This is a genomic window from Bdellovibrio svalbardensis, from assembly GCF_029531655.1.
Taxonomy (GTDB): Bacteria; Bdellovibrionota; Bdellovibrionia; order Bdellovibrionales; family Bdellovibrionaceae; genus Bdellovibrio; species Bdellovibrio svalbardensis.
Map to the genome: position 1 here is coordinate 548,187 of NZ_JANRMI010000001.1, position 17,613 is coordinate 565,799.

Genomic DNA, 17,613 nt, shown 5'->3' on the forward strand with positions numbered 1-17,613 from the left:
TGTCGCGCTGAGCCTCAAAAAGGTACGGCGTACCTTTTTCTACCGCCTCGAGTTTGGCTTAATTTTTTGCGTTATTCTTTGTTCGTTGGTCACTCCTGAGAGGGTACTCTCAGGAGTCCAAGGTGTGCTTTGGTGTGTACCTTAGCGAGATGACACTTTTCTGGAGGCGGCTTTTTGTTGGGCTACGATGGGAGAGAAGTATTTTCTGAACATGCTTTGGCCCAAGTGAGCTGATTTTACTGTCCAGAATTTTTTGTTCACTGTGATGGCTGCGACTGCAATTTTGCGGTCTTCATCAAGAGCGTAGCCCACGAACCAGTCGACGCGGCCGCGAGGGTTGTCGCCGGTTAAGTGGCCTGTTTTTCCGCCCATTTCGATTTCGCGGAATTTACGATCTTTCATGATTGGACGGAAAGAACGACGAGAGGTTCCGGCAAGAACTGTCTGGCCCATTAATTCACGAAGTTTAGCTGCGGATTCTTTGCTCATCGTTGTGCCATGAGAAAGTGTGCTGCCTTGATAAAGGGTTTTGCCAGAGTCGTCTTGAACGTTGCTAACAACATAAGGAACAACCACCTGGCCATCGTTCGCAACAGAGGCTGCGATCATCGCGCCCTGCACAGGGCTCATGCGGTTGGACTTCGTGTAGCCAGAGGCTGCCTCGGCCATTTCAAAGCCTTTGCCCGGAGGAATGTAAGCCACGCCCATCTCAACTGGGAAGTCTGCTGGGATCTCTTGGTTGAACATGAAGCGGTTGGAGTATTCGTTCAAATCTTCTGGGTGAAGATTTTCAATGCTCAAACGACCAAACGCCGTGTTGATGGAGCGAGCAAAGGCATCCTTCAAAGTGATGACATTCGTCCAACGAGTGACGCGTTCTGAAAGAACGTTTTTCTTATAAAGTGTATGCGCGCCACCGTTGTAGTGGATTTTGTGTGAAGGGTTAACCCCGGCTTTGTCCACAGCCGCCGTTGCCGTTACAACTTTGAAGATGGAAGCAGCTGGAAAGGTCGCCTGCAAGTTGATGTTCGGCGCGTGAGCGTCGTCACGTTGGAAGCTCGACATTGTCAGAACTTCTCCTGTCGTGGCGTCCATCACGAAAATCGCGCCGTAGTCCGGTTTGTAAGACTTCAGCAGGCGATCCGCCTCTTTTTGCAGATCTGTGTCGATCGTGTATTTGACTGCAACGTCTTGCTCTTTGCCGTCCCAATTCAGCTTCATTTTCGCAGGCAAATCATTGGCGCGAACCTGATTGGCGAAGAGCTTCGCAATATGAGCACGCTCCTCAATTTGACTGGTGGCCTTTTTGGCAACTTGTTCTGCGGTTGGCGTGGTTGATTGGCCCTCTGAGGCTGTAAATCCCAAAAGGGAATAGAGGGCGATCGCCGAAGCGCTAGAAAATACGAATAGTTTTAGGAGCTTAGATTTTGTTTTGGATCGCATTCTTAAATGGTAGCATCATAAAATTATCAGTTTCAAGACCATTCTCGAAAGAAGTCGCTTTAATTGGTCCTCGCAAACTCAATGCGGACGAGCCTTTTAAGCCCATTTAATTTGTCGAGTTGCGACTCTCATGGTGACTCTCAGTGAGACTTGGACTAAAGACTATAAAGCATGAAGACCAAAGAACGCATTCTCCTAACTTCCGCAGAACTCTTCAACCGCAGTGGTGTGGTATCTATCACCACCAATCACATCGCAAAAGCGATGGAGATCAGTCCAGGAAATTTGTATTTCCACTATGACAACAAGGAAGAAATCCTGGAAGAGCTCTTCAAGAGAATGACGAAAGACACCTACGATGTTTGGCGTCCACGTCGTACCAAGAAGCTGACTCCTCAAGAATTCATTAACGAGAATTTCGAACTTTACTGGCGCTATCGTTTCTTCCATCGCGAAATGTATGCTCTTCGCCGCAAAGACCAGCAGTTGGCAAAAATGTGGAGAGCCCATATCCAGAAAATGATGAAGTTGATGGTCATCCTTTATCGCCAATGGGTGAAAGACGGCAAAATGGCCAAAATCGACGACGTCAGCGAAATGCAATACATCGCTGAGTCTTTATTGGCGATGGCGACGACCTTCCTTCAGTTCTTTGAGTCTGCAGAAAAGCAGCCCGGCAAGCGCACCATCGAACGCGGAAAACACCATGTGGCGCGCCTCTTGTTGCCTTACACTGCTGGCGAAACAAAGAACGAGTTTGAAAAATTTCTTAGGAAGTAGCCTAAAATGTCACCTCTAATGTCGATATAATCGATCTGAGGTGGCAGAGACCTTGCTTTAGTGGTCCTCATCGAATTGAGGTCCAATGATGAAAGCACTTATCCTATCACTATCTTTGCTTGTTACTTCCTTGGGGGCGAGTGCTTCTACGGATTGTGCTGACCTCAAAAAAGAGCTGGCTTCGATGCAAGAGGCTCAAGAAAAGATCATGAACAGTTTGGTGAGCAACCACGAAACTTTCGCCTCCACCATGGAGGAGTATTCTCAGGTCGTATCGACTTCAAAATCTGCATCTTCTAAATCTATTTCTCAAAGTATGGATCAATCAGCGAAGGCTTTCCGTGCGCGTGGGGTACAAGGTAAGCGCATGACCGGAAGGCTTAATCAAGCGACGGGTGATTTGATTGCCCGTGTATCTGCCTGCTTGAAATAGAGATCCATAAAGGAAAGCGGATGCCTCTCGGGGGAGAGCGTTTCGTGACCGGGCTGAAGGCGACTGAAACTAAGTAGGTCGCCTTTTGTCTTTATATATAGAGAATAAATGCACTTCCTTTCTGTATTTCTTGTCTGTACTTTTTGTCTGTGGCCTTCATTCGCGGGCTCTACTCGGTATTAATTAATAAGTCCAAGCCCTCAATAATTGACTCAAAAAGAGAATGTTAAGCCTTGTTTGGCGGGAGCAGTTTGCTTTTTGCTGACTTAGGTCTAGAATTTAACGCTACGCGTGTTTAGCTAAGAAAGTCATTTTTTAGCTGTTTATAATTGTAAGAAGCTTACTGGAAGTCGATTTTTAGAGTCTTTAGCCTAATCGCAGCATTGTCCTCAGTCATAAATTCGTTAGGATTTTCATAAGCTTAGTTAATTTTAAGTTAATGTAAGAATAAGTACTTGCAATATTTACACGCTTGGAACTTAATAGGTCAGTTCCAAATTGGCACTTAAGCAGGAACGAGGGGGCAGTATGGCTATCTCTGAAAAGCTTGTCACTGAATGTAGACAAAGACTTTTGCAAGCGAAGCAAGACATCCTTAATAGAGTTAAGGAAGGTCGTCTAAGCTTGGACCAGAATGAGGAAAAGGGCGGCGACGAAGGCGATCAAACGATCCGCGTTCTAGCTGAGCAAGAGTTCCTTAGCATGCACGAAAGACTTCGTGGTCAGCTAATGGAAATCGAGAGCGCTTTGGCTCGCATCGAAAATGGTTCATTCGGATACTGTGAAGAGACAGAGGAAGAAATTGAACCGGAAAGACTTCGTGCGCTTCCATGGACACGCTTGAGCATTGAGGGTGCGGAAATCCGCGAATCAATGAATAAGCGCTACGCTCGCGGCTAATAGCGCCGTTAAAATTAGAATAAGTATTTCTCGAGGGGATTAGAGGGGAATGAGCTGAAGGGCTTCATTCCCCTTGTTTTTTGCGAACTGTTCATGCGCAAAGAAAATTTCAGCCAAGGCTATCAGACACAGTATCGACATAAAATAAATGAAGATCTTCATAAGACATCCCTCCTGCATTTTTTAAATAGCAATGAGAATGCCAGACCAAACCGACACCAGTTTAATTACGAAAAATTTAAATCAGAATTAGAAATTAAAATTTGCGGATAAGACCAACCACGATCCCGCGGATCTCAACCTCTTCAGGTGAGAACCACATGGATTTCATCGTGGAATTGGATGGGCGAAGTTCTACTTTTTTCGACTTGTCGTCTGAATCCGGTTGGGCGCGGAGGTAGAAACGTTTGACCGTTGCTTCGTTGTCGACAGTCGCGACGATAATGTCTCCGTTCGTCGCAGATTTTTGTTCCTGAATCAGGATAATGTCTTCATCAAAGATTCCGTCTTCGATCATTGATTCCCCTTGAACTTTCAGAGCGAAAGATTTCGAAGGGTTTCTAACCATAGAAGGTGGAACGTCGACAAACTCGTCATATTTAAGTGCTTCAATAGGTTGTCCCGCTGCAACCTTACCAAGTAAGGGAAGGGACAGGATCTCATCACGAGCCTGGAGGAGCTTAGTGCGAGGAGATCCTGTCGTCGTCGAGACTTTTGCTTGGAGATGTTCCTGCACTGCCGACGCAGAGTGGAGCACCTGTATGGCTCTCTTCTGATTGAGGGGATTTGAAATGTATCCCTTGTTCGTTAACTGTTTCAGATAATTCTGAACCGAGTTGAACGAAGCCAATCCGAAGTGATCCTTAATTTCTTGATATGACGGAGAAACTCCTGAACTTAAGAGTTGAGCCTCGATGTATTCGAGGACTCCCTTCTCTTTAGGAGTCAGGGGCGCTGTCGGGGACGCTTGCTTTGGGAGGGGCGATTTCTTTGTCATAACTTACATATAAACTTACAGTGTAAATAATGTGTAAGTCAATGCGGAAAATTGCAGGTCTAGGAAAATAGTCGAGGATATTAGATTGCCGCAGACCGGCTATGGTCCAAGCTCAGCAGGACTCGGAGGAATATCCGAACCCGCACAGGAATTTTCGGCTTCCATCTAAGGTGGGAAGCCATTCTGATTAGATTACTCAGCTGCTGCGCAGTCTTTTTTATTCTCTTCGCAAGCAGGTTTGATCTTTGCAATTACCGGCTTCGCTTCAGAAGCGACCTGACGAATCGCAATTGGAGGCGGTGAGTTTTTGGCTTGGCTTACTGGCGCCATCGAGCAGTTTTGATAAAAAAGTATCACAACGGGATTAATTACCAGCATTGCGACAAAGCTAAAACCACCTCTATTGATCATACGTACCTCCGTAACTGAGTCTTAAATTGCACACCCTTTCTCTAACGGACGAAAGTCATCAAGACTTTAGTCAATTTGTAAGCATTCTCACCTTGGTTCAAAAAAAGGCGTTTTCTCAACTTGAGAGATTGCGCAGACGCGGTGATAATAGATAAGTGATGACGACATTTCGCCACTTAATTACTGGATTGTTTTTTGTCTGTGCTACCGCGACAGCGCAGGCAGAGTTTGCCAATCTTTCTGAAGCTTGTCTGAATGATCTAAAAAAGTTTCCGGGCGCGACGGATGACAAACTTTTGAAACAAGCTTGTGAGAAGGCCATTGTCGACGCTCAATGTGTGAGCGCGGAAGGCCGTCCTATTTACCACTATGAAAAACTAGCGACTGAGCCCGATGCCAAAAGAGTTCTGGTGTTCAGTCTTATTCATGGTGACGAAACGCCTGCAGGAACTGTGGGACGCTATTGGATGGAAAGACTGGAAGCAATCGCACCAAGAAATTCTTGGCGTGTGATCCCGGTTTTGAATCCTGACGGTGTGAAATATAAAACGCGCACCAATGCGAACAAAATTGATGTGAATAGAAACTTCCCAACAAAAGATTGGGATTCAGCAGCGATCTCTAACTGGAAAAGAACGACAGGAGCAAATCTTCGTCGCTTCCCAGGTAAAGAAGCGGGCAGCGAGCCTGAGACAAAATGTGCTCTTCATCATATTGAAGAATTCAAACCTGACTTCATCGTTTCAGTTCATACACCACTGAAAGTTTTGGATTTCGATGGTCCGCGTGTCGCGCCTCCTCCGAAGTTTGACTATCTGCCATGGAAGAGCTTGGGAAATTATCCCGGGAGTTTGGGTCGTTACATGTGGATGGAAAGAAACACCCCAGTGTTGACGATGGAATTGAAGGAAAACTTACCGCCGAATTTTGGTCCTTTTGAAAAGTTGCAGGACATCATCGGTACTCTGGTGAAGCTTGAAGCGAAGAAGACGACGGCTGCGACAAAGTCGAACTTCCTGCCGCTTGCTTTGGATCACAGATAGTACGAACACTGAATATCAGAATCGAAAAAGAGCTCTTCAAACTGAAGAGCTCTTTTTGTTTTTAGTATCTAAGTTTAATAGGTGAAAATCTTTTTAAGATCCTTGTCGACTTCAGGTGTGATGGTGATCTTTAAAGCCCCCAAATTTTCCTGAAGCTGTTCAATGCTGGTCGCTCCTAAAATAACACTGGTCATTCCCGGCTGAGCTGCCAACCAGGCTAAAGCCAATTGCCCACGACTGCACTCCAGTTGGTCGGCAATATTTTTCATGGCACGCACACGCTGCACATTTTGTTCTGTATAAAGAGTTTCTTTGAGCCAATCAATTTTTGAAAGTCGTCCCTCACTCACGCCATTATCATACTTGCCGGTAAGCAGGCCTGAGGCCAGAGGCGACCAGGTCACGAGTCCCATGCCGTGATGAGTGGCTTTCGGTTGGACGTCTTTTTCAAACTTTTCGCGCGTGAGTAAATTGTATTGAGGCTGCTCGACTTGAGGTTTGTAGTAGCCACGCTTTTCGCAGATATCCATAGCCTCTTGAATTTGATCGGCGGTCCATTCGCTGGTTCCCCAGTATAGAATTTTACCGTGATGAATAAGGTCATCCATGATACGAATTGTCTCTTCCACCGGAGTTTCCGGGTCGTAGCGATGGCAGAAATAGATATCCAAATACTCGGTACCAATACGTTGTAAACTTCTATTCACTGATTCGATCACATGTTTACGTGACAGGCCCTTGTCATTGATGTCTTCACTCATCGGCCAAAAAACTTTTGAAGAGATGACTAGTTCATTGCGTGGAAAATCTTTAAGCGCCGCACCCATGATGCGTTCGGATTCTCCTTTGGCATAAACGTCGGCGATGTCGAAGAAGTTGATTCCCGCTTCGAAGGCGACATGCAAAATACTTCTAACGGAGGTGAAATCCTTCACTGAACCACCAAAAGTAGTCCAGCCACCTAGAGAGAATTGACTGAGTTTAAGCCCGCAACGGCCGAGGTTGCGATAAGGCATATTTGGATTAGACATGAGCAACTCCTTAAAGCAGAAGTCTGCTACTCTTCATTGCTCATGTCTAGCTTGCTTGCACTCCGACTTGCTCGGAGTGCGGGACTAATGCAATACAGGATGTTGCAGGTAGTGATTGATCTCAATGATCCTGTCTTGTTGACTGATGACAGAATCTTGGATTTCAACGAGCTGTTTCAAAAGATTGTCTTTTGCCATCTTAATGGCTTGGTAGATATCTTCATGAACGCCCTCGGCCTCCATTTTTGTATCAGCCTCATTGAGAACAATCGCAATGCGGTAGAGCTTTTTGAGATCGCTACGTGAAAACTCCCGTCCTTCTGTTTCATATTGAAGCGCGAGTTTTCTTGGATCTCTGGCGACCACTGCGACTACAGTTTGTGGGGTGACGAAGCCGTCGAACTCAGCAATTTGCTGGTAAATGAACGACTTAACATCTGGATTCTGTTCGATAAGTTCTATTGTGGGGTTTGGAAGGGTCTGCATCGGGCTCCTCCTTTTCCTCTTACACCTAGTTTAACAATGAGGCTGAAATTTGTCTGGTCAAGAACCGCTCGGCATGAAAAATAAATTGAAAACCAATAGGATTGAAATAGAATCCCACACCTAGACCTTTGTCATGTGTCAGGGTGAGACTAAATTGGAATCTGAACTAAAATTACATTCATCATGGAAATCCAAGCTTCAATCTGAGTTCGAGAAGAGCTCAATGAAGAAGCTCACTACTTTTTTGGCTGACGAGTACAAGAAAGGAAAAGTCATCTATCCACAAGAGGATGATCTTTTTGCCGCATTGAATTTGACCCCTTTGGATAAAGTGAAGGTCGTCATTGTGGGGCAAGATCCTTATCATGGTCCAGGGCAGGCGCATGGACTTTGTTTCTCGGTCCAAGATGGCGTGCGTTTTCCTCCCTCTTTGCGCAATATTTTTAAGGAGCTTCAAGAGGATGTGGGTGTTGCGATACCCAAGAGTGGCTCTTTAAAAAAATGGGCAGAGCATGGTGTGCTTCTGCTCAATGCGGTTTTAACTGTTGAAGATGGCAAGGCCAATGCTCATCAGGGCAAAGGTTGGGAAGAGTTCACAGATAAGGTGATTCACCTGGTGAATGAAGAACGTGAAAACGTGGTGTTTATCCTTTGGGGTTCTTATGCCCAGAAGAAAGCCGCCTTTGTGGATCGAAAAAAGCACTTTGTGATCGAATCGGTGCATCCCTCGCCATTGTCCGCGCATCGCGGCTTCTTTGGGACCAAGCCCTTCTCCCGGGCCAATGCGTATCTGAAATCCAAAGGTCTTCCTGAGGTTGACTGGTCGCTTTAGCTCTCAATATGAGACAGATTAAGAGGAAGCCGTAGATTCCGATAAGAGGTCATTCCAAGGAGTGACTTATGAACTGGATGCTTTCCTCATTATTTGTAATTTCATCGATTATCGTTGCGCCAGGTTCGTCTGCGAGAGCTTCGGAGACTTCGGTGGGACGCAAGCCCGCATCAGCTAGAAGTGCAGTCTATGACGTCGTCAAAAAGGTCCGTGAAGATGACGATGGTGTGGTTATCCTTTTTGAGAAAAACACCGGATCTTACTATTTGCGTCGAGATCTTCCTGAGTTCGATGTATGTAAAAAGAAATTGCAAGAAAGTCTCAGTGGCAAAAAGCCTGTAAGCGTCACGGTGGACTCGTCTCAGCTCAATATTCTTGAAGTAAAATAATGCTCCGATGTAAACTGGTCTTCTTCTAAAGGAGACCAGCTATGAAAGCTATTTTGATCGCGCTCGTGACCCTGTCTTTTTCTTTCTCATCCCTCGCTACCACAAAAGAAGAAGTTCAACAGAAAACCGCTGAAGCGGCTTCTGCGGCTGCTGACTACAGCAAAGAACAAAAAGAGCAGTTCCAAAAAGATATGGAATCCAAACTTGACGATTTAAAATCTGAGATCGCTGATCTAAAGAAACAAGCGTCCGAAAAAACCGGCGAAGCAAAAAAAGAAATGAATGAGCAGATCGCCAAGCTTGAGAAAAAACAAACTGAAATGAAAAAAGATCTTTCTAAGCTTGGAAAAAGTTCTGGAAAAGCCTGGGCTGAATTGAAAGTCGGCATGAGTAAAGCATGGGGTTCTTTGTCTGAATCCTACGCAAAAGCTAAAACCAAATTCCAAGAAGAAAAATAATGAAACCAAGCGCAGTTCTTTTTACTCAGAACTTTCCGGCACCTAAGAAACTTGGTGAAGAACTTCTTCTGATTTATGATGAGGTTCTTCCTAAGAAGTCGGAAGAGTTCAAAAAATGGATGAAACAGATCCCTTTGCGTTACGCTGTTCAGGCGGGCGAGGGGCTGAAGAGTATTGACCTCTTTCCGGATCATATTTCTAAAATCACCACACTTTGTGAAAAGGCCTCTGTGAGCAAGCTGACTATCGTCGTCGTCGGTGGTGGCAGCGTCGGGGACTTTGGTGGATTTGTTGCGAGCATTCTAAAGCGCGGTGTGCGCTTGATTCATTTGCCCAGCACCTGGCTGGCCGCGATTGATTCTGCTCACGGTGGAAAGACTGCTTTGAATGTTGGCGGTGCAAAAAATCAAATCGGAACATTCTATCCAGCCACCGAAGTGGTCTTGGTCAAGTCCTTGTTGTTGTCACAGCCACCATCCCGCACCTTTGAAGGTTTCGGGGAGCTTCTGAAAATTGCCTTGATTGAAGGGGGAATTTTATGGGCTCAGCTTTCTCGTGAATATGAAGTGAATGCGGAAGTTTTGTGGAAGTATTTGGAAGCGGGTATTAAAGCGAAATACAAGGTCGTTAAAAAAGACCCTGAAGAAAAAAAAGGTCTGCGCCATGTCCTGAATCTGGGGCATACCGTTGGGCATGTTCTTGAAAGCTATTATGAGCTTCCGCACGGCATTTCTATCAACTACGGTTTGGAATTCGCGCTTCGCTGGAGTGTGGAAAAGAAGATCATGGCCAGGGAAGATTTTGATAGATTGCAGCGTCAGCCAGTGATGGCCTATCTGCTTTCTGCCTCGGCGGATCAGTTGTGGGATGTGAAGGCAAATGTCCTCAAAGAATTCCGACGCTTGCTTTTGAACGACAAGAAGAAAACAAAATCTGAAACATTGCGCTTCGTCTTTATCAAAAAGGCCGGTCAGACGGTTATTAAAGAAGTTCCTGTCGATGACATTCTGGTCGAGATTTGTCGTCAAAGAGAAGAAGAGTTGAATGGGTAATTTTCGCTTTCGCGGAGACATTCCGGGATCCAAATCTGTATTTAACCGCGCTTTGATTGTGCAAAGTTATTTCCCTGTTTTGGATCTTCGAGGTTTTTCCGAATGCGATGACGTTCGCCATATGCGTGAAGGTCTTAAAGACATTCGCGATCGCAGCCGCATCGACTGCGGTGAAGGTGGGACCACTTTTCGCTTTATGGCCCTGCGAGCTTCGAGACATCGAGGCGTGCATATTCTGGAAGCGGCCACGCGCTTGTTGGAGCGGCCTCAAAAAGGTTTGTTGGATCTTTTAAATCAGTTGGGCGTGCAAACTCATATCAAACGTAATGAGTTGTATGTCATCAGTGAAGGTTGGAAAAGACCACGCGGCCCCATCTTTGTGGATACTTCCGAGTCCAGTCAGTATGCATCTGCATTGGTTTTGAATGCCTGGCTGTTGGATTTTGATTTGGAGTTCGAGCTGGTCGGTGATCGTGTTTCAGAATCCTATTTTGATTTGACGATGAAGATGCTTCGCTATTTGGGTATGCGCTATCAAAAGACGCCCAAGGGTTATTTGATTCCCGCGGGACAAAGAATTGAAAAGTTGCAGTATGATATTGAAGCGGATTTAAGTTCAGGCTTCACAATGGCCGCGGCAGGGGCCTTGGCTGGTGAGAGTGTTATTACCAACTTTCCTTTACAGAGTCAGCAACCCGACAAAGTTTTTGTCGATATCTTAAAGCGCATGGGCGCAGAGGTTGAGCTTTCCGAAAATACATTGAGAGTTGTTAAGCCCACGATATTGAAATCTGTTGATTGTGACTTGTATCAGTCACCCGATCTCTTCCCGGTTTTGGCTGTGTTGTGCAGCTGGGCGGAGGGAACTTCGAAGCTATATAACGCTCCTCATTTGGTGAAGAAAGAATCCAATCGGATTCAGAGAGTCTCGGATCTTTTGTCTCTTGTGGGGGTTCGGCATGAAATATTGCCTGATGGCATGATCATTCATGGAGATCCTCAACAAAAGCTGGTGAAAAAAGTATCGTTTAATCCTGATAAAGATCATCGCATGGTGATGGCGGCATCTTTGATGAAACTTAAAGGGCACGGCATCACGATCGAGGAGCCTCAGGCCATCAACAAAAGCTTTCCTGAGTTTTGGGAAATGATAGGACTTCAACCATGATTACGGTCGTGATCGGTCACCGCGGAACTGGAAAAACGGAATTGATGAAGCGCTTGCAGGTTTCCTTGCCAGCGGGCTCCGCTGAGTTCGTGGATCTCGATCATGAAATAGAAATGAAGATTGGCAAGACGATCATGGAGCTTTTCCTGGAACATGGAGAAGCCTACTTCCGTGAGCTGGAGCGCCAATTGTTCCTGGAAACTTTGCAGAAGCCTCACAAGGACATGTATCTATTTGTCGGCGCCGGCTTTGACGTCAATGTTTTGCCGGAAACAGTGCGCACACTTTGGGTGCGTCGTAAAACCGATCTGGATGGACGAATTTTCCTCAATCGTCCCCGGTTGAATCCTGAGATGTCGCCTTTGGAAGAGTTCTTAAAGCGCGCGAAGCAGAGAGAAGAGAATTACGCGAAGGTCGCTGATGAAGTGTATCTGATGCCGGAAGGGCTTTTTGAAAACCATCACTTTGTACTGGGTGTTGAGAAAGCCATTCTGACTCATACGGCGACTCACATAGGTGGATGTTTGACGCTTCTTCCATCACTTCATGATAAGCCTTTGCGTTGGCAAATGTTTAAAGATCGATTCGCACAAAAAGGAATTGAACTGTTTGAATTGCGCGATGATTTTTTAACTCTCGAACGGATTCAACAAACCTTGCAGGAAATGCCTGGCGAGAAGTTTTTGTTTTCTTTCCGTGAGGTGAAAGATCGCAGAGAGTTTTGGACAAGTCCCGAGTGGTCTCAAATTTTAGCTCGTTCGACCTGGATCGATTGGCCTCTTGAACTGGGCAGCCCTGAGGAAGTTCTGAATCACGTTCCAAAAGAGAAACTGATCATTTCATGCCACGACATGAATGAGTTTGAGGCTTTGCAGTCTTATGAGAATCTGGCCGCTCATTTAAAGTTTGCTCCGATTGTAAAAAGCTATTCAGAACTTTGGGTTTATCACCAATGGCAAAAGGCCGTTTCATCGCATCGCAGTTTCTTGCCCAGATCAGAGAATGGTCGGTGGGCGTGGTACCGTCAATTGCAGATAGATCAGCAGCTTATCAACTTCTGGCGCGATGGTGAGGGCAGTGCCGGTGATCAACCTTCCTTGTTTCAATGGTTGATGACTCCACAGCATCCTGTGAATTTTGCTGCAGTCTTGGGGGCTCCCGTTGAGCACAGTTTCACTCCCATCGAGCATGCCGAATTCTTCCATAAAAGAAATCTTCCAGTTTTTGCCGTTCATATTGAGCGCGAAGAGTGGGATGAAGCGATGCCCATTTTGCAGAAGCTGGGATTGCAATATGCCGCAGTCACGGCACCTCACAAAGAAGCAGCGGCAAAATGGTGTGGGCATAAAGAGCTTTTTGCCTTGAATACTTTGTACTTCAATAAAGGAAAGCAACAATGGGTTGGGACCTCGACAGACGACGCGGGATTCTTAGAACTTATTGAAGGTGTTGGTATGATCGCACCCTTGCAAAAAGAGATTTTTGTCTGGGGCGGGGGCGGAACCTTGGGCATGATTCAAAAAGCTCTGCCTCATGCGAGCTATTTTTCATCGCGACAAGGGGCTGCGCGCCCGGGAACAGAAGACCTTGAAGGTGTTAAGCCGAAGATTTTGATTTGGGCGGCACCGCGGGGGCCGGAAACAGTTCTTCCTCCGAAAGAGTGGGATCCTGCGATGGTTTATGATTTAAATTATAAAGAAGACTCCATGGGGCGTGAATATGCGCAACTCAGTGGGGCTAACTACCAGTCAGGTTTGACGATGTTTATCGCCCAGGCTCAATTGCAAAGAGTTTTCTGGCAAAAATGCGAGGATGATCTATGAGTGCAAATCAATTTGGTTCCCGTTTTGTGATCACCTCTTTTGGTGAAAGCCATGGAACTGCTTTAGGCGTATTGATTGATGGTTGTCCAGCGGGAGTCACATTTGATGAGGCACTTCTGAAGAAGGAACTTGAGCGTCGCAGGCCGGGCCATCATGGGGCCGGAGCTGGGCAAGTTGTCGGGCAAGTCGTTTCTGGCAGAGCGGAGACCGATGCCGCAGAAGTATTGAGCGGAGTCTTCGAGGGAAAAACCCTGGGAACACCGATTGCGATGATCGTGAGAAATCAAGATGCGCGTTCCGAAGACTATGCACAAATTCAGAAGGCACCGCGAGCAGGGCATGCTGATGATATGTGGAAGAATAAATTCGGTCACAGTGATCATCGCGGTGGCGGTCGTTCTTCAGGCCGAGAAACAGTTTCACGTGTGATGGCCGGATCAGTGGCGCAAATGATGATGGCGCATGTAAGTGCACCAACAAAAGTCATTGGTTACGCCTCTCAGATTGGTTCTTACGAATTGACGCCCGACGAACGTGTTCGTGTGACGCAAAATCATATTGATTCCTATCAGGCGCGTTTTCCCTCTGTTCGTCACAATGAAATTGCGGAAATGCTAAAAAAAGCTCAAGAGTCAGGTGAAAGTTATGGCGGAGTGGCCGAGATCTTGGTGCAAAATCCTCCCGCAAATTTGGGACAGCCGGTATTTCATAAATTGAAATCGGATTTAGCCCAGGCTTTCTTGAGTGTGGGTGCCGCCAACGGTTTTGAATTGGGTTTGGGTTTTGAATCCGCAGCGGTGCAGGGAACTTCGTTTCATCAGGGTTCGCAAGAAGCTTATGGCGGGATTCGCGGGGGAATATCGACAGGGGAGTCCATTCTTCTCAGAGTTTCTTTTAAGCCCACCAGTTCGATTTTGGATGTCGCAAAAAAAGGCCGTCACGATCCCTGCATCGTCACGCGTGCCATTCCGGTTCTCGAGGCCATGACATGGCTCGTGTTGGCAGACCACTATTTGTGGTCTAAAACCGATAGAATATAATTAGCTGTTAATTGAGCCATAATTGAGGAGTTCAGATGGTTTCCGATATTTTTAATCCTGAGTGGTGGACTGAAGTTCCTGGTTTTAAATTTCAAGATATTACATATCACCGCGCCAAAGATCAGGGCACCGTTCGCATTGCCTTTAACAGACCGGAAGTGCGCAATGCCTTTAGACCGCAAACCGTGGATGAACTTTATACGGCCTTGGAGCATGCTCGCGTCACTCCGGATGTAGGGGTTGTTCTTATCACGGGCAATGGTCCTTCACCCAAAGACGGTGGCTGGGCTTTCTGTTCAGGGGGCGATCAACGCATTCGCGGTAAAGATGGCTACAAGTACGAAGATAAAGAAGCTGTTGGCAAGGCGGACCTGGCTCGTTTGGGTCGTTTGCATATTCTGGAAGTTCAGCGTTTGATTCGCTTTATGCCGAAGGTGGTTGTGGCCGTGGTTCCGGGTTGGTCCGTGGGTGGCGGGCATTCGCTGCATGTTGTTTGTGATCTTACCTTGGCCAGCCAAGAGCATGCGATCTTTAAACAGACAGATCCTGATGTGGCCAGCTTCGACAGCGGTTATGGCTCGGCTTATCTGGCAAAAATGGTGGGACAAAAACGTGCTCGTGAAATCTTCTTCTTGGGGCGCAACTACTCTGCGCAGGAAGCTTTTGATATGGGGATGGTGAATGCCGTGATTCCTCATAAAGATTTGGAAAAAGTCGCCTTGGAATGGGCGAAGGAAATGAATTCGAAGAGCCCAACAGCTATGAGAATGCTCAAATATGGCTTCAACATGGTTGATGACGGTCTCGTTGGTCAGCAATTGTTTGCCGGTGAGGCAACTCGTCTTGCCTATGGTACTGAAGAAGCAGTCGAAGGTCGCAATTCCTTCGTAGAGAAACGTCCTAAAGACTTCTCTAAATTCCCTTGGCACTACTAGGACTCTGTACGTTAGGGCTGTCTTAAAACACATAGCCAGCCGCACTCAACGGGGAGAAAATAAGAGCCATGAAAAGGTCCTCTTATTTTCTCCTTTTTATTTGCCTTGTGTCTTTGTGGGGATGTCCTACACGGAAACAAGTGCCTCAGCCTCCACCTCCGCAGCCACAAGAACCGCAAGTTCAAAAAGAAAAACCTCAAAGCATTTACATTCTTCCCGATGGCTCTCATATCATCATCGTTCAGCAGCAGCTCACTTATGATTGGATGGACGTCATTGAAGTCCTCAAAGGAATGGCGCCACTCGTAGGTCCTGCACCATGGTTCTTTAGGATGATTGCTTAGCGAGGACTAGGCCCATTGACTGTCTATGGACAAGCCCTACAATAAAGTGAGTGGAAGACTTATCAAACCTACCCATATCTCTGGATAATTTGCCAATAGATCTGAACTTCAGTGTTTGGGCTATTGTCGCCGGTCTTCTCTTTAGCTCCATCGGTCTTTGGCTTTTCCGTCACGGAAAAAGAAATGAAAATCGCCGCAATATCTACTCGGGCGTTGTCCTGATGATTTACCCGTATTTTATTGCCAGTGCCTTGATGAACTGGGTGATCGGCCTAGTCATCTGCGGCTACGTCTTCTACTGGTGGGACTAAAAAAAGAATCTCATCAAGGGCAACTGACTGCGTTACTCGTCGGCGCCGTACTTCTAGTGCGGCTTCTCCTCGCGCCTTGCATTTGCCCTTGCTGAGATCCTTTTTCGTAAAAAAAAGCACCTTTTTAGGGGTGCTTTGGGGAATCATAATTTTGGAGATCTATATCGATTACTTAGTCGATTATTTAACAGTGCCTTTGTAGATGTAAGCGATGCCGCCAGTTAGAGAGATGTATTCCATCTTTGAGAACTGACCGCTTTCTTTCATCAAATCTACGAAGCCGTCTTTGCAGGGGAAGGCCGCAGAAGATTTCTGCAAATACTCGTAAGCATCTTTTTGGCCCGTTACGAGACCGCCGATTTTAGGCAGGATGTTTTGAGAATAGAAATTGTAAAGTGGACCGAACACAGGAATGCTGACCTGTCCAAATTCAAGGACCATCACTTTGCCGCCAGACTTCGTCACACGACCCATTTCGCGCAAAGCTTGCACGGGATCGCTCACATTGCGAATGCCGAAAGAGATGCTGGAAACATCAAAAGTCTTGTCAGTGTACTGAAGTTGAGTCACGTCAGCTTGTTCGAATTGAATCTCAAGGCCACGCTCTTTGGCTTTGCCTGGAGCCGGAATCAACATCTCTGCGCAGAAATCGGTACCGATCACAGCGCCGTTATTGCCCACTGTTTTCTTGAATTCAATCGCCAGGTCGCCGGTGCCTGTCGCGCAATCCAAAACCTTGTCGCCAGGTTTTGCGCCTGCGTACTTAACAAGTTTCTTTCTCCAGAGGTGATGCACACCCATAGAAAGAACGTTGTTTCCTTTGTCATAGTTCGCCGCAACTTTGGAGAACATAGAACGAATGATTTCAGGATTTGGAGAATGATTAGTGGGCATGTTCAGTCACCTTGTGAAGAGGTCTGTCGATTGCTGTCAGAATTTTATCAAGTTTTTTCATCATCGCGCTGAAGTCGCTCAACGTAAGAGCTTGCATGCCATCAGAAAGAGCTTCTGCGGGACGAGGATGAACTTCAACGATGATTCCGTCAGCTCCTACCGCGGCTGCAGCACAAGCCAGATCAGGAACCAAAGCGCGAATACCCACTGCATGAGAAGGATCCACGATCACCGGAAGATTTGTATTTCTTTTTGCGTAAGCAACAGCATTTAAATCCAACGTGTTACGAGTCGCAGTTTCAAAAGTACGGATACCGCGCTCGCAAAGGATGACGTTTTGATTGCCACCATTGGTGATGTACTCAGCAGCTTTGATCCATTCGTTGATGTAAGCAGATAAACCGCGTTTCAAAAGAACTGGTTTTCTTTGTTTGCCCAGCTCACGAAGCAATTCATAGTTTTGCATGCTGCGTGAACCGACTTGGAAGCACTCTACCAGATCGTAGATTTCTTCGATTTGACGGATGTCAGTCACTTCAGAGACAAGGCTCATGTTGGTCTCTTTGCAGACGTTCTTAACGAAATCGAATGCAGCGGAACCCAATCCTTGGAAGTCTTTGGATGAGGTTCTCATTTTCCAAATACCACCACGAAGTAAGTGAGCACCGGATGCCTTGACTCCGTTGGCCGTTTCCATGAATTGCGCAGGGCTTTCGATAGAGCATGGACCAGCGATCACTGTGAAGTTGGGACCACCGATATCAAACCCGCCAATATTGACTATTTGGGTTGAGGGACTTGTTTGCATAGTTTGAATTTCCATACTACGAACTTCTTCTGTTC

The 17,613-nt window shown here is 46.4% G+C and carries 22 protein-coding genes; 14 read left to right on the forward strand and 8 right to left on the reverse strand.

The features are described 5' to 3' along the window. Window positions 1–141: 141 nt before the first annotated feature. On the reverse strand, window positions 142–1,443 hold the full coding sequence (locus NWE73_RS02720) for a penicillin-binding transpeptidase domain-containing protein (protein ID WP_277576735.1): 1,302 nt from the start codon (window positions 1,441–1,443) through the stop codon (window positions 142–144). A gap of 171 nt (window positions 1,444–1,614) precedes the next feature. On the opposite strand from NWE73_RS02720, the gene NWE73_RS02725 reads away from it, so the two are divergent. From NWE73_RS02725 to NWE73_RS02735, 3 genes are all read left to right on the forward strand, one after another. Beyond that, on the forward strand, window positions 1,615–2,223 hold the full coding sequence (locus NWE73_RS02725; RefSeq protein WP_277576736.1) for a TetR/AcrR family transcriptional regulator: 609 nt from the start codon (window positions 1,615–1,617) through the stop codon (window positions 2,221–2,223). 85 nt (window positions 2,224–2,308) lie between these two features. Then, window positions 2,309–2,656 (forward strand): hypothetical protein, encoded by a 348-nt coding sequence (locus NWE73_RS02730; protein ID WP_277576737.1) that lies wholly within the window; start codon window positions 2,309–2,311, stop codon window positions 2,654–2,656. 528 nt (window positions 2,657–3,184) lie between these two features. Continuing rightward, window positions 3,185–3,556, forward strand: coding sequence for a TraR/DksA family transcriptional regulator (locus tag NWE73_RS02735; protein WP_277576738.1), 372 nt, complete (start codon window positions 3,185–3,187; stop codon window positions 3,554–3,556). A gap of 39 nt (window positions 3,557–3,595) precedes the next feature. On the opposite strand, the gene NWE73_RS02740 is transcribed toward NWE73_RS02735, so the two are convergent. From NWE73_RS02740 to NWE73_RS02750, 3 genes are all read right to left on the reverse strand, one after another. After that, a complete protein-coding gene (locus NWE73_RS02740; protein ID WP_277576739.1) occupies window positions 3,596–3,718 on the reverse strand; it encodes a hypothetical protein in 123 nt (40 codons plus the stop codon). A 94-nt stretch (window positions 3,719–3,812) separates the two neighbouring features. After that, a complete protein-coding gene (lexA, locus tag NWE73_RS02745) occupies window positions 3,813–4,553 on the reverse strand; it encodes a transcriptional repressor LexA (protein ID WP_277576740.1) in 741 nt (246 codons plus the stop codon). A gap of 192 nt (window positions 4,554–4,745) precedes the next feature. Continuing rightward, complete coding sequence (locus NWE73_RS02750) at window positions 4,746–4,964, reverse strand: hypothetical protein (RefSeq protein WP_277576741.1); 219 nt, start codon at window positions 4,962–4,964, stop codon at window positions 4,746–4,748. A 158-nt stretch (window positions 4,965–5,122) separates the two neighbouring features. Between NWE73_RS02750 and NWE73_RS02755 the strand changes: the two genes are divergently transcribed. Beyond that, the gene (locus NWE73_RS02755; protein ID WP_277577283.1) at window positions 5,123–6,007 is read left to right on the forward strand and encodes a M14 family zinc carboxypeptidase; all 885 of its coding nucleotides are present in this window, start codon (window positions 5,123–5,125) and stop codon (window positions 6,005–6,007) included. 74 nt (window positions 6,008–6,081) lie between these two features. On the opposite strand, the gene NWE73_RS02760 is transcribed toward NWE73_RS02755, so the two are convergent. After that, entirely contained in the window at window positions 6,082–7,038 is a 957-nt protein-coding gene (locus NWE73_RS02760) for an aldo/keto reductase (RefSeq protein ID WP_277576742.1), read from the reverse strand. An 84-nt stretch (window positions 7,039–7,122) separates the two neighbouring features. Beyond that, window positions 7,123–7,524, reverse strand: coding sequence for a hypothetical protein (locus NWE73_RS02765; RefSeq protein WP_277576743.1), 402 nt, complete (start codon window positions 7,522–7,524; stop codon window positions 7,123–7,125). A gap of 133 nt (window positions 7,525–7,657) precedes the next feature. On the opposite strand from NWE73_RS02765, the gene ung reads away from it, so the two are divergent. The 10 genes from ung (at window position 7,658) to NWE73_RS02815 (ending at window position 15,876) form a co-directional block, all read left to right on the forward strand. Continuing rightward, window positions 7,658–8,356, forward strand: coding sequence for a uracil-DNA glycosylase (gene ung / locus NWE73_RS02770; RefSeq protein ID WP_277576744.1), 699 nt, complete (start codon window positions 7,658–7,660; stop codon window positions 8,354–8,356). A gap of 68 nt (window positions 8,357–8,424) precedes the next feature. Further along, window positions 8,425–8,745 carry a hypothetical protein gene (locus NWE73_RS02775; RefSeq protein ID WP_277576745.1) on the forward strand — a complete coding sequence of 107 codons (321 nt, stop codon included), beginning with the start codon at window positions 8,425–8,427 and terminating at the stop codon, window positions 8,743–8,745. Between the two features lie 41 nt (window positions 8,746–8,786). Beyond that, a complete protein-coding gene (locus NWE73_RS02780) occupies window positions 8,787–9,203 on the forward strand; it encodes a sll1863 family stress response protein (RefSeq protein WP_277576746.1) in 417 nt (138 codons plus the stop codon). Then, a complete protein-coding gene (locus NWE73_RS02785) occupies window positions 9,203–10,255 on the forward strand; it encodes a 3-dehydroquinate synthase family protein (RefSeq protein ID WP_277576747.1) in 1,053 nt (350 codons plus the stop codon). The genes NWE73_RS02780 and NWE73_RS02785 overlap by 1 nt, the downstream gene beginning before the upstream one ends. Next, on the forward strand, window positions 10,248–11,423 hold the full coding sequence (locus tag NWE73_RS02790) for a 3-phosphoshikimate 1-carboxyvinyltransferase (protein ID WP_277576748.1): 1,176 nt from the start codon (window positions 10,248–10,250) through the stop codon (window positions 11,421–11,423). The genes NWE73_RS02785 and NWE73_RS02790 overlap by 8 nt, the downstream gene beginning before the upstream one ends. Continuing rightward, the gene (locus NWE73_RS02795; protein ID WP_277576749.1) at window positions 11,420–13,246 is read left to right on the forward strand and encodes a shikimate kinase; all 1,827 of its coding nucleotides are present in this window, start codon (window positions 11,420–11,422) and stop codon (window positions 13,244–13,246) included. The genes NWE73_RS02790 and NWE73_RS02795 overlap by 4 nt, the downstream gene beginning before the upstream one ends. Beyond that, window positions 13,243–14,286 carry a chorismate synthase gene (aroC, locus tag NWE73_RS02800; RefSeq protein WP_277576750.1) on the forward strand — a complete coding sequence of 348 codons (1,044 nt, stop codon included), beginning with the start codon at window positions 13,243–13,245 and terminating at the stop codon, window positions 14,284–14,286. Before NWE73_RS02795 ends, aroC begins: the two co-directional genes overlap by 4 nt. Window positions 14,287–14,321: 35 nt before the next feature. Next, window positions 14,322–15,221: a 1,4-dihydroxy-2-naphthoyl-CoA synthase gene (locus NWE73_RS02805; RefSeq protein ID WP_277576751.1), complete on the forward strand. Its 900-nt coding sequence runs from the start codon at window positions 14,322–14,324 to the stop codon at window positions 15,219–15,221. Window positions 15,222–15,361: 140 nt separating this feature from the next. After that, window positions 15,362–15,565 (forward strand): hypothetical protein, encoded by a 204-nt coding sequence (locus NWE73_RS02810; RefSeq protein WP_277576752.1) that lies wholly within the window; start codon window positions 15,362–15,364, stop codon window positions 15,563–15,565. 50 nt (window positions 15,566–15,615) lie between these two features. Beyond that, window positions 15,616–15,876, forward strand: a complete 261-nt coding sequence (locus tag NWE73_RS02815) for a hypothetical protein (protein ID WP_277576753.1) — start codon at window positions 15,616–15,618, stop codon at window positions 15,874–15,876. A gap of 180 nt (window positions 15,877–16,056) precedes the next feature. On the opposite strand, the gene ubiE is transcribed toward NWE73_RS02815, so the two are convergent. Further along, window positions 16,057–16,770, reverse strand: a complete 714-nt coding sequence (gene ubiE / locus NWE73_RS02820) for a bifunctional demethylmenaquinone methyltransferase/2-methoxy-6-polyprenyl-1,4-benzoquinol methylase UbiE (protein WP_277576754.1) — start codon at window positions 16,768–16,770, stop codon at window positions 16,057–16,059. Then, a complete protein-coding gene (gene aroF / locus NWE73_RS02825) occupies window positions 16,760–17,593 on the reverse strand; it encodes a 3-deoxy-7-phosphoheptulonate synthase (RefSeq protein WP_277576755.1) in 834 nt (277 codons plus the stop codon). The genes ubiE and aroF overlap by 11 nt, the downstream gene beginning before the upstream one ends. Between the last annotated feature and the right edge of the window lie 20 nt (window positions 17,594–17,613).

Bases quoted from the DNA above. Each gene is read 5' to 3' on its own strand.
- aroC (WP_277576750.1), top strand. From the start codon at position 13,243: ATGAGTGCAAATCAATTTGGTTCCCGTTTTGTGATCACCTCTTTTGGT.
- NWE73_RS02725 (WP_277576736.1), top strand. From the start codon at position 1,615: ATGAAGACCAAAGAACGCATTCTCCTAACTTCCGCAGAACTCTTCAAC.
- NWE73_RS02750 (WP_277576741.1), bottom strand. From the start codon at position 4,964: ATGATCAATAGAGGTGGTTTTAGCTTTGTCGCAATGCTGGTAATTAAT.
- NWE73_RS02730 (WP_277576737.1), top strand. From the start codon at position 2,309: ATGATGAAAGCACTTATCCTATCACTATCTTTGCTTGTTACTTCCTTG.
- ubiE (WP_277576754.1), bottom strand. From the start codon at position 16,770: ATGCCCACTAATCATTCTCCAAATCCTGAAATCATTCGTTCTATGTTC.
- NWE73_RS02790 (WP_277576748.1), top strand. From the start codon at position 10,248: ATGGGTAATTTTCGCTTTCGCGGAGACATTCCGGGATCCAAATCTGTA.
- NWE73_RS02780 (WP_277576746.1), top strand. From the start codon at position 8,787: ATGAAAGCTATTTTGATCGCGCTCGTGACCCTGTCTTTTTCTTTCTCA.
- lexA (WP_277576740.1), bottom strand. From the start codon at position 4,553: ATGACAAAGAAATCGCCCCTCCCAAAGCAAGCGTCCCCGACAGCGCCC.
- aroF (WP_277576755.1), bottom strand. From the start codon at position 17,593: ATGGAAATTCAAACTATGCAAACAAGTCCCTCAACCCAAATAGTCAAT.
- NWE73_RS02735 (WP_277576738.1), top strand. From the start codon at position 3,185: ATGGCTATCTCTGAAAAGCTTGTCACTGAATGTAGACAAAGACTTTTG.
- NWE73_RS02740 (WP_277576739.1), bottom strand. From the start codon at position 3,718: ATGAAGATCTTCATTTATTTTATGTCGATACTGTGTCTGATAGCCTTG.
- NWE73_RS02765 (WP_277576743.1), bottom strand. From the start codon at position 7,524: ATGCAGACCCTTCCAAACCCCACAATAGAACTTATCGAACAGAATCCA.
- NWE73_RS02720 (WP_277576735.1), bottom strand. From the start codon at position 1,443: ATGCGATCCAAAACAAAATCTAAGCTCCTAAAACTATTCGTATTTTCT.
- NWE73_RS02785 (WP_277576747.1), top strand. From the start codon at position 9,203: ATGAAACCAAGCGCAGTTCTTTTTACTCAGAACTTTCCGGCACCTAAG.
- NWE73_RS02760 (WP_277576742.1), bottom strand. From the start codon at position 7,038: ATGTCTAATCCAAATATGCCTTATCGCAACCTCGGCCGTTGCGGGCTT.
- NWE73_RS02795 (WP_277576749.1), top strand. From the start codon at position 11,420: ATGATTACGGTCGTGATCGGTCACCGCGGAACTGGAAAAACGGAATTG.
- NWE73_RS02775 (WP_277576745.1), top strand. From the start codon at position 8,425: ATGAACTGGATGCTTTCCTCATTATTTGTAATTTCATCGATTATCGTT.
- NWE73_RS02755 (WP_277577283.1), top strand. From the start codon at position 5,123: ATGACGACATTTCGCCACTTAATTACTGGATTGTTTTTTGTCTGTGCT.
- NWE73_RS02805 (WP_277576751.1), top strand. From the start codon at position 14,322: ATGGTTTCCGATATTTTTAATCCTGAGTGGTGGACTGAAGTTCCTGGT.
- ung (WP_277576744.1), top strand. From the start codon at position 7,658: ATGTGTCAGGGTGAGACTAAATTGGAATCTGAACTAAAATTACATTCA.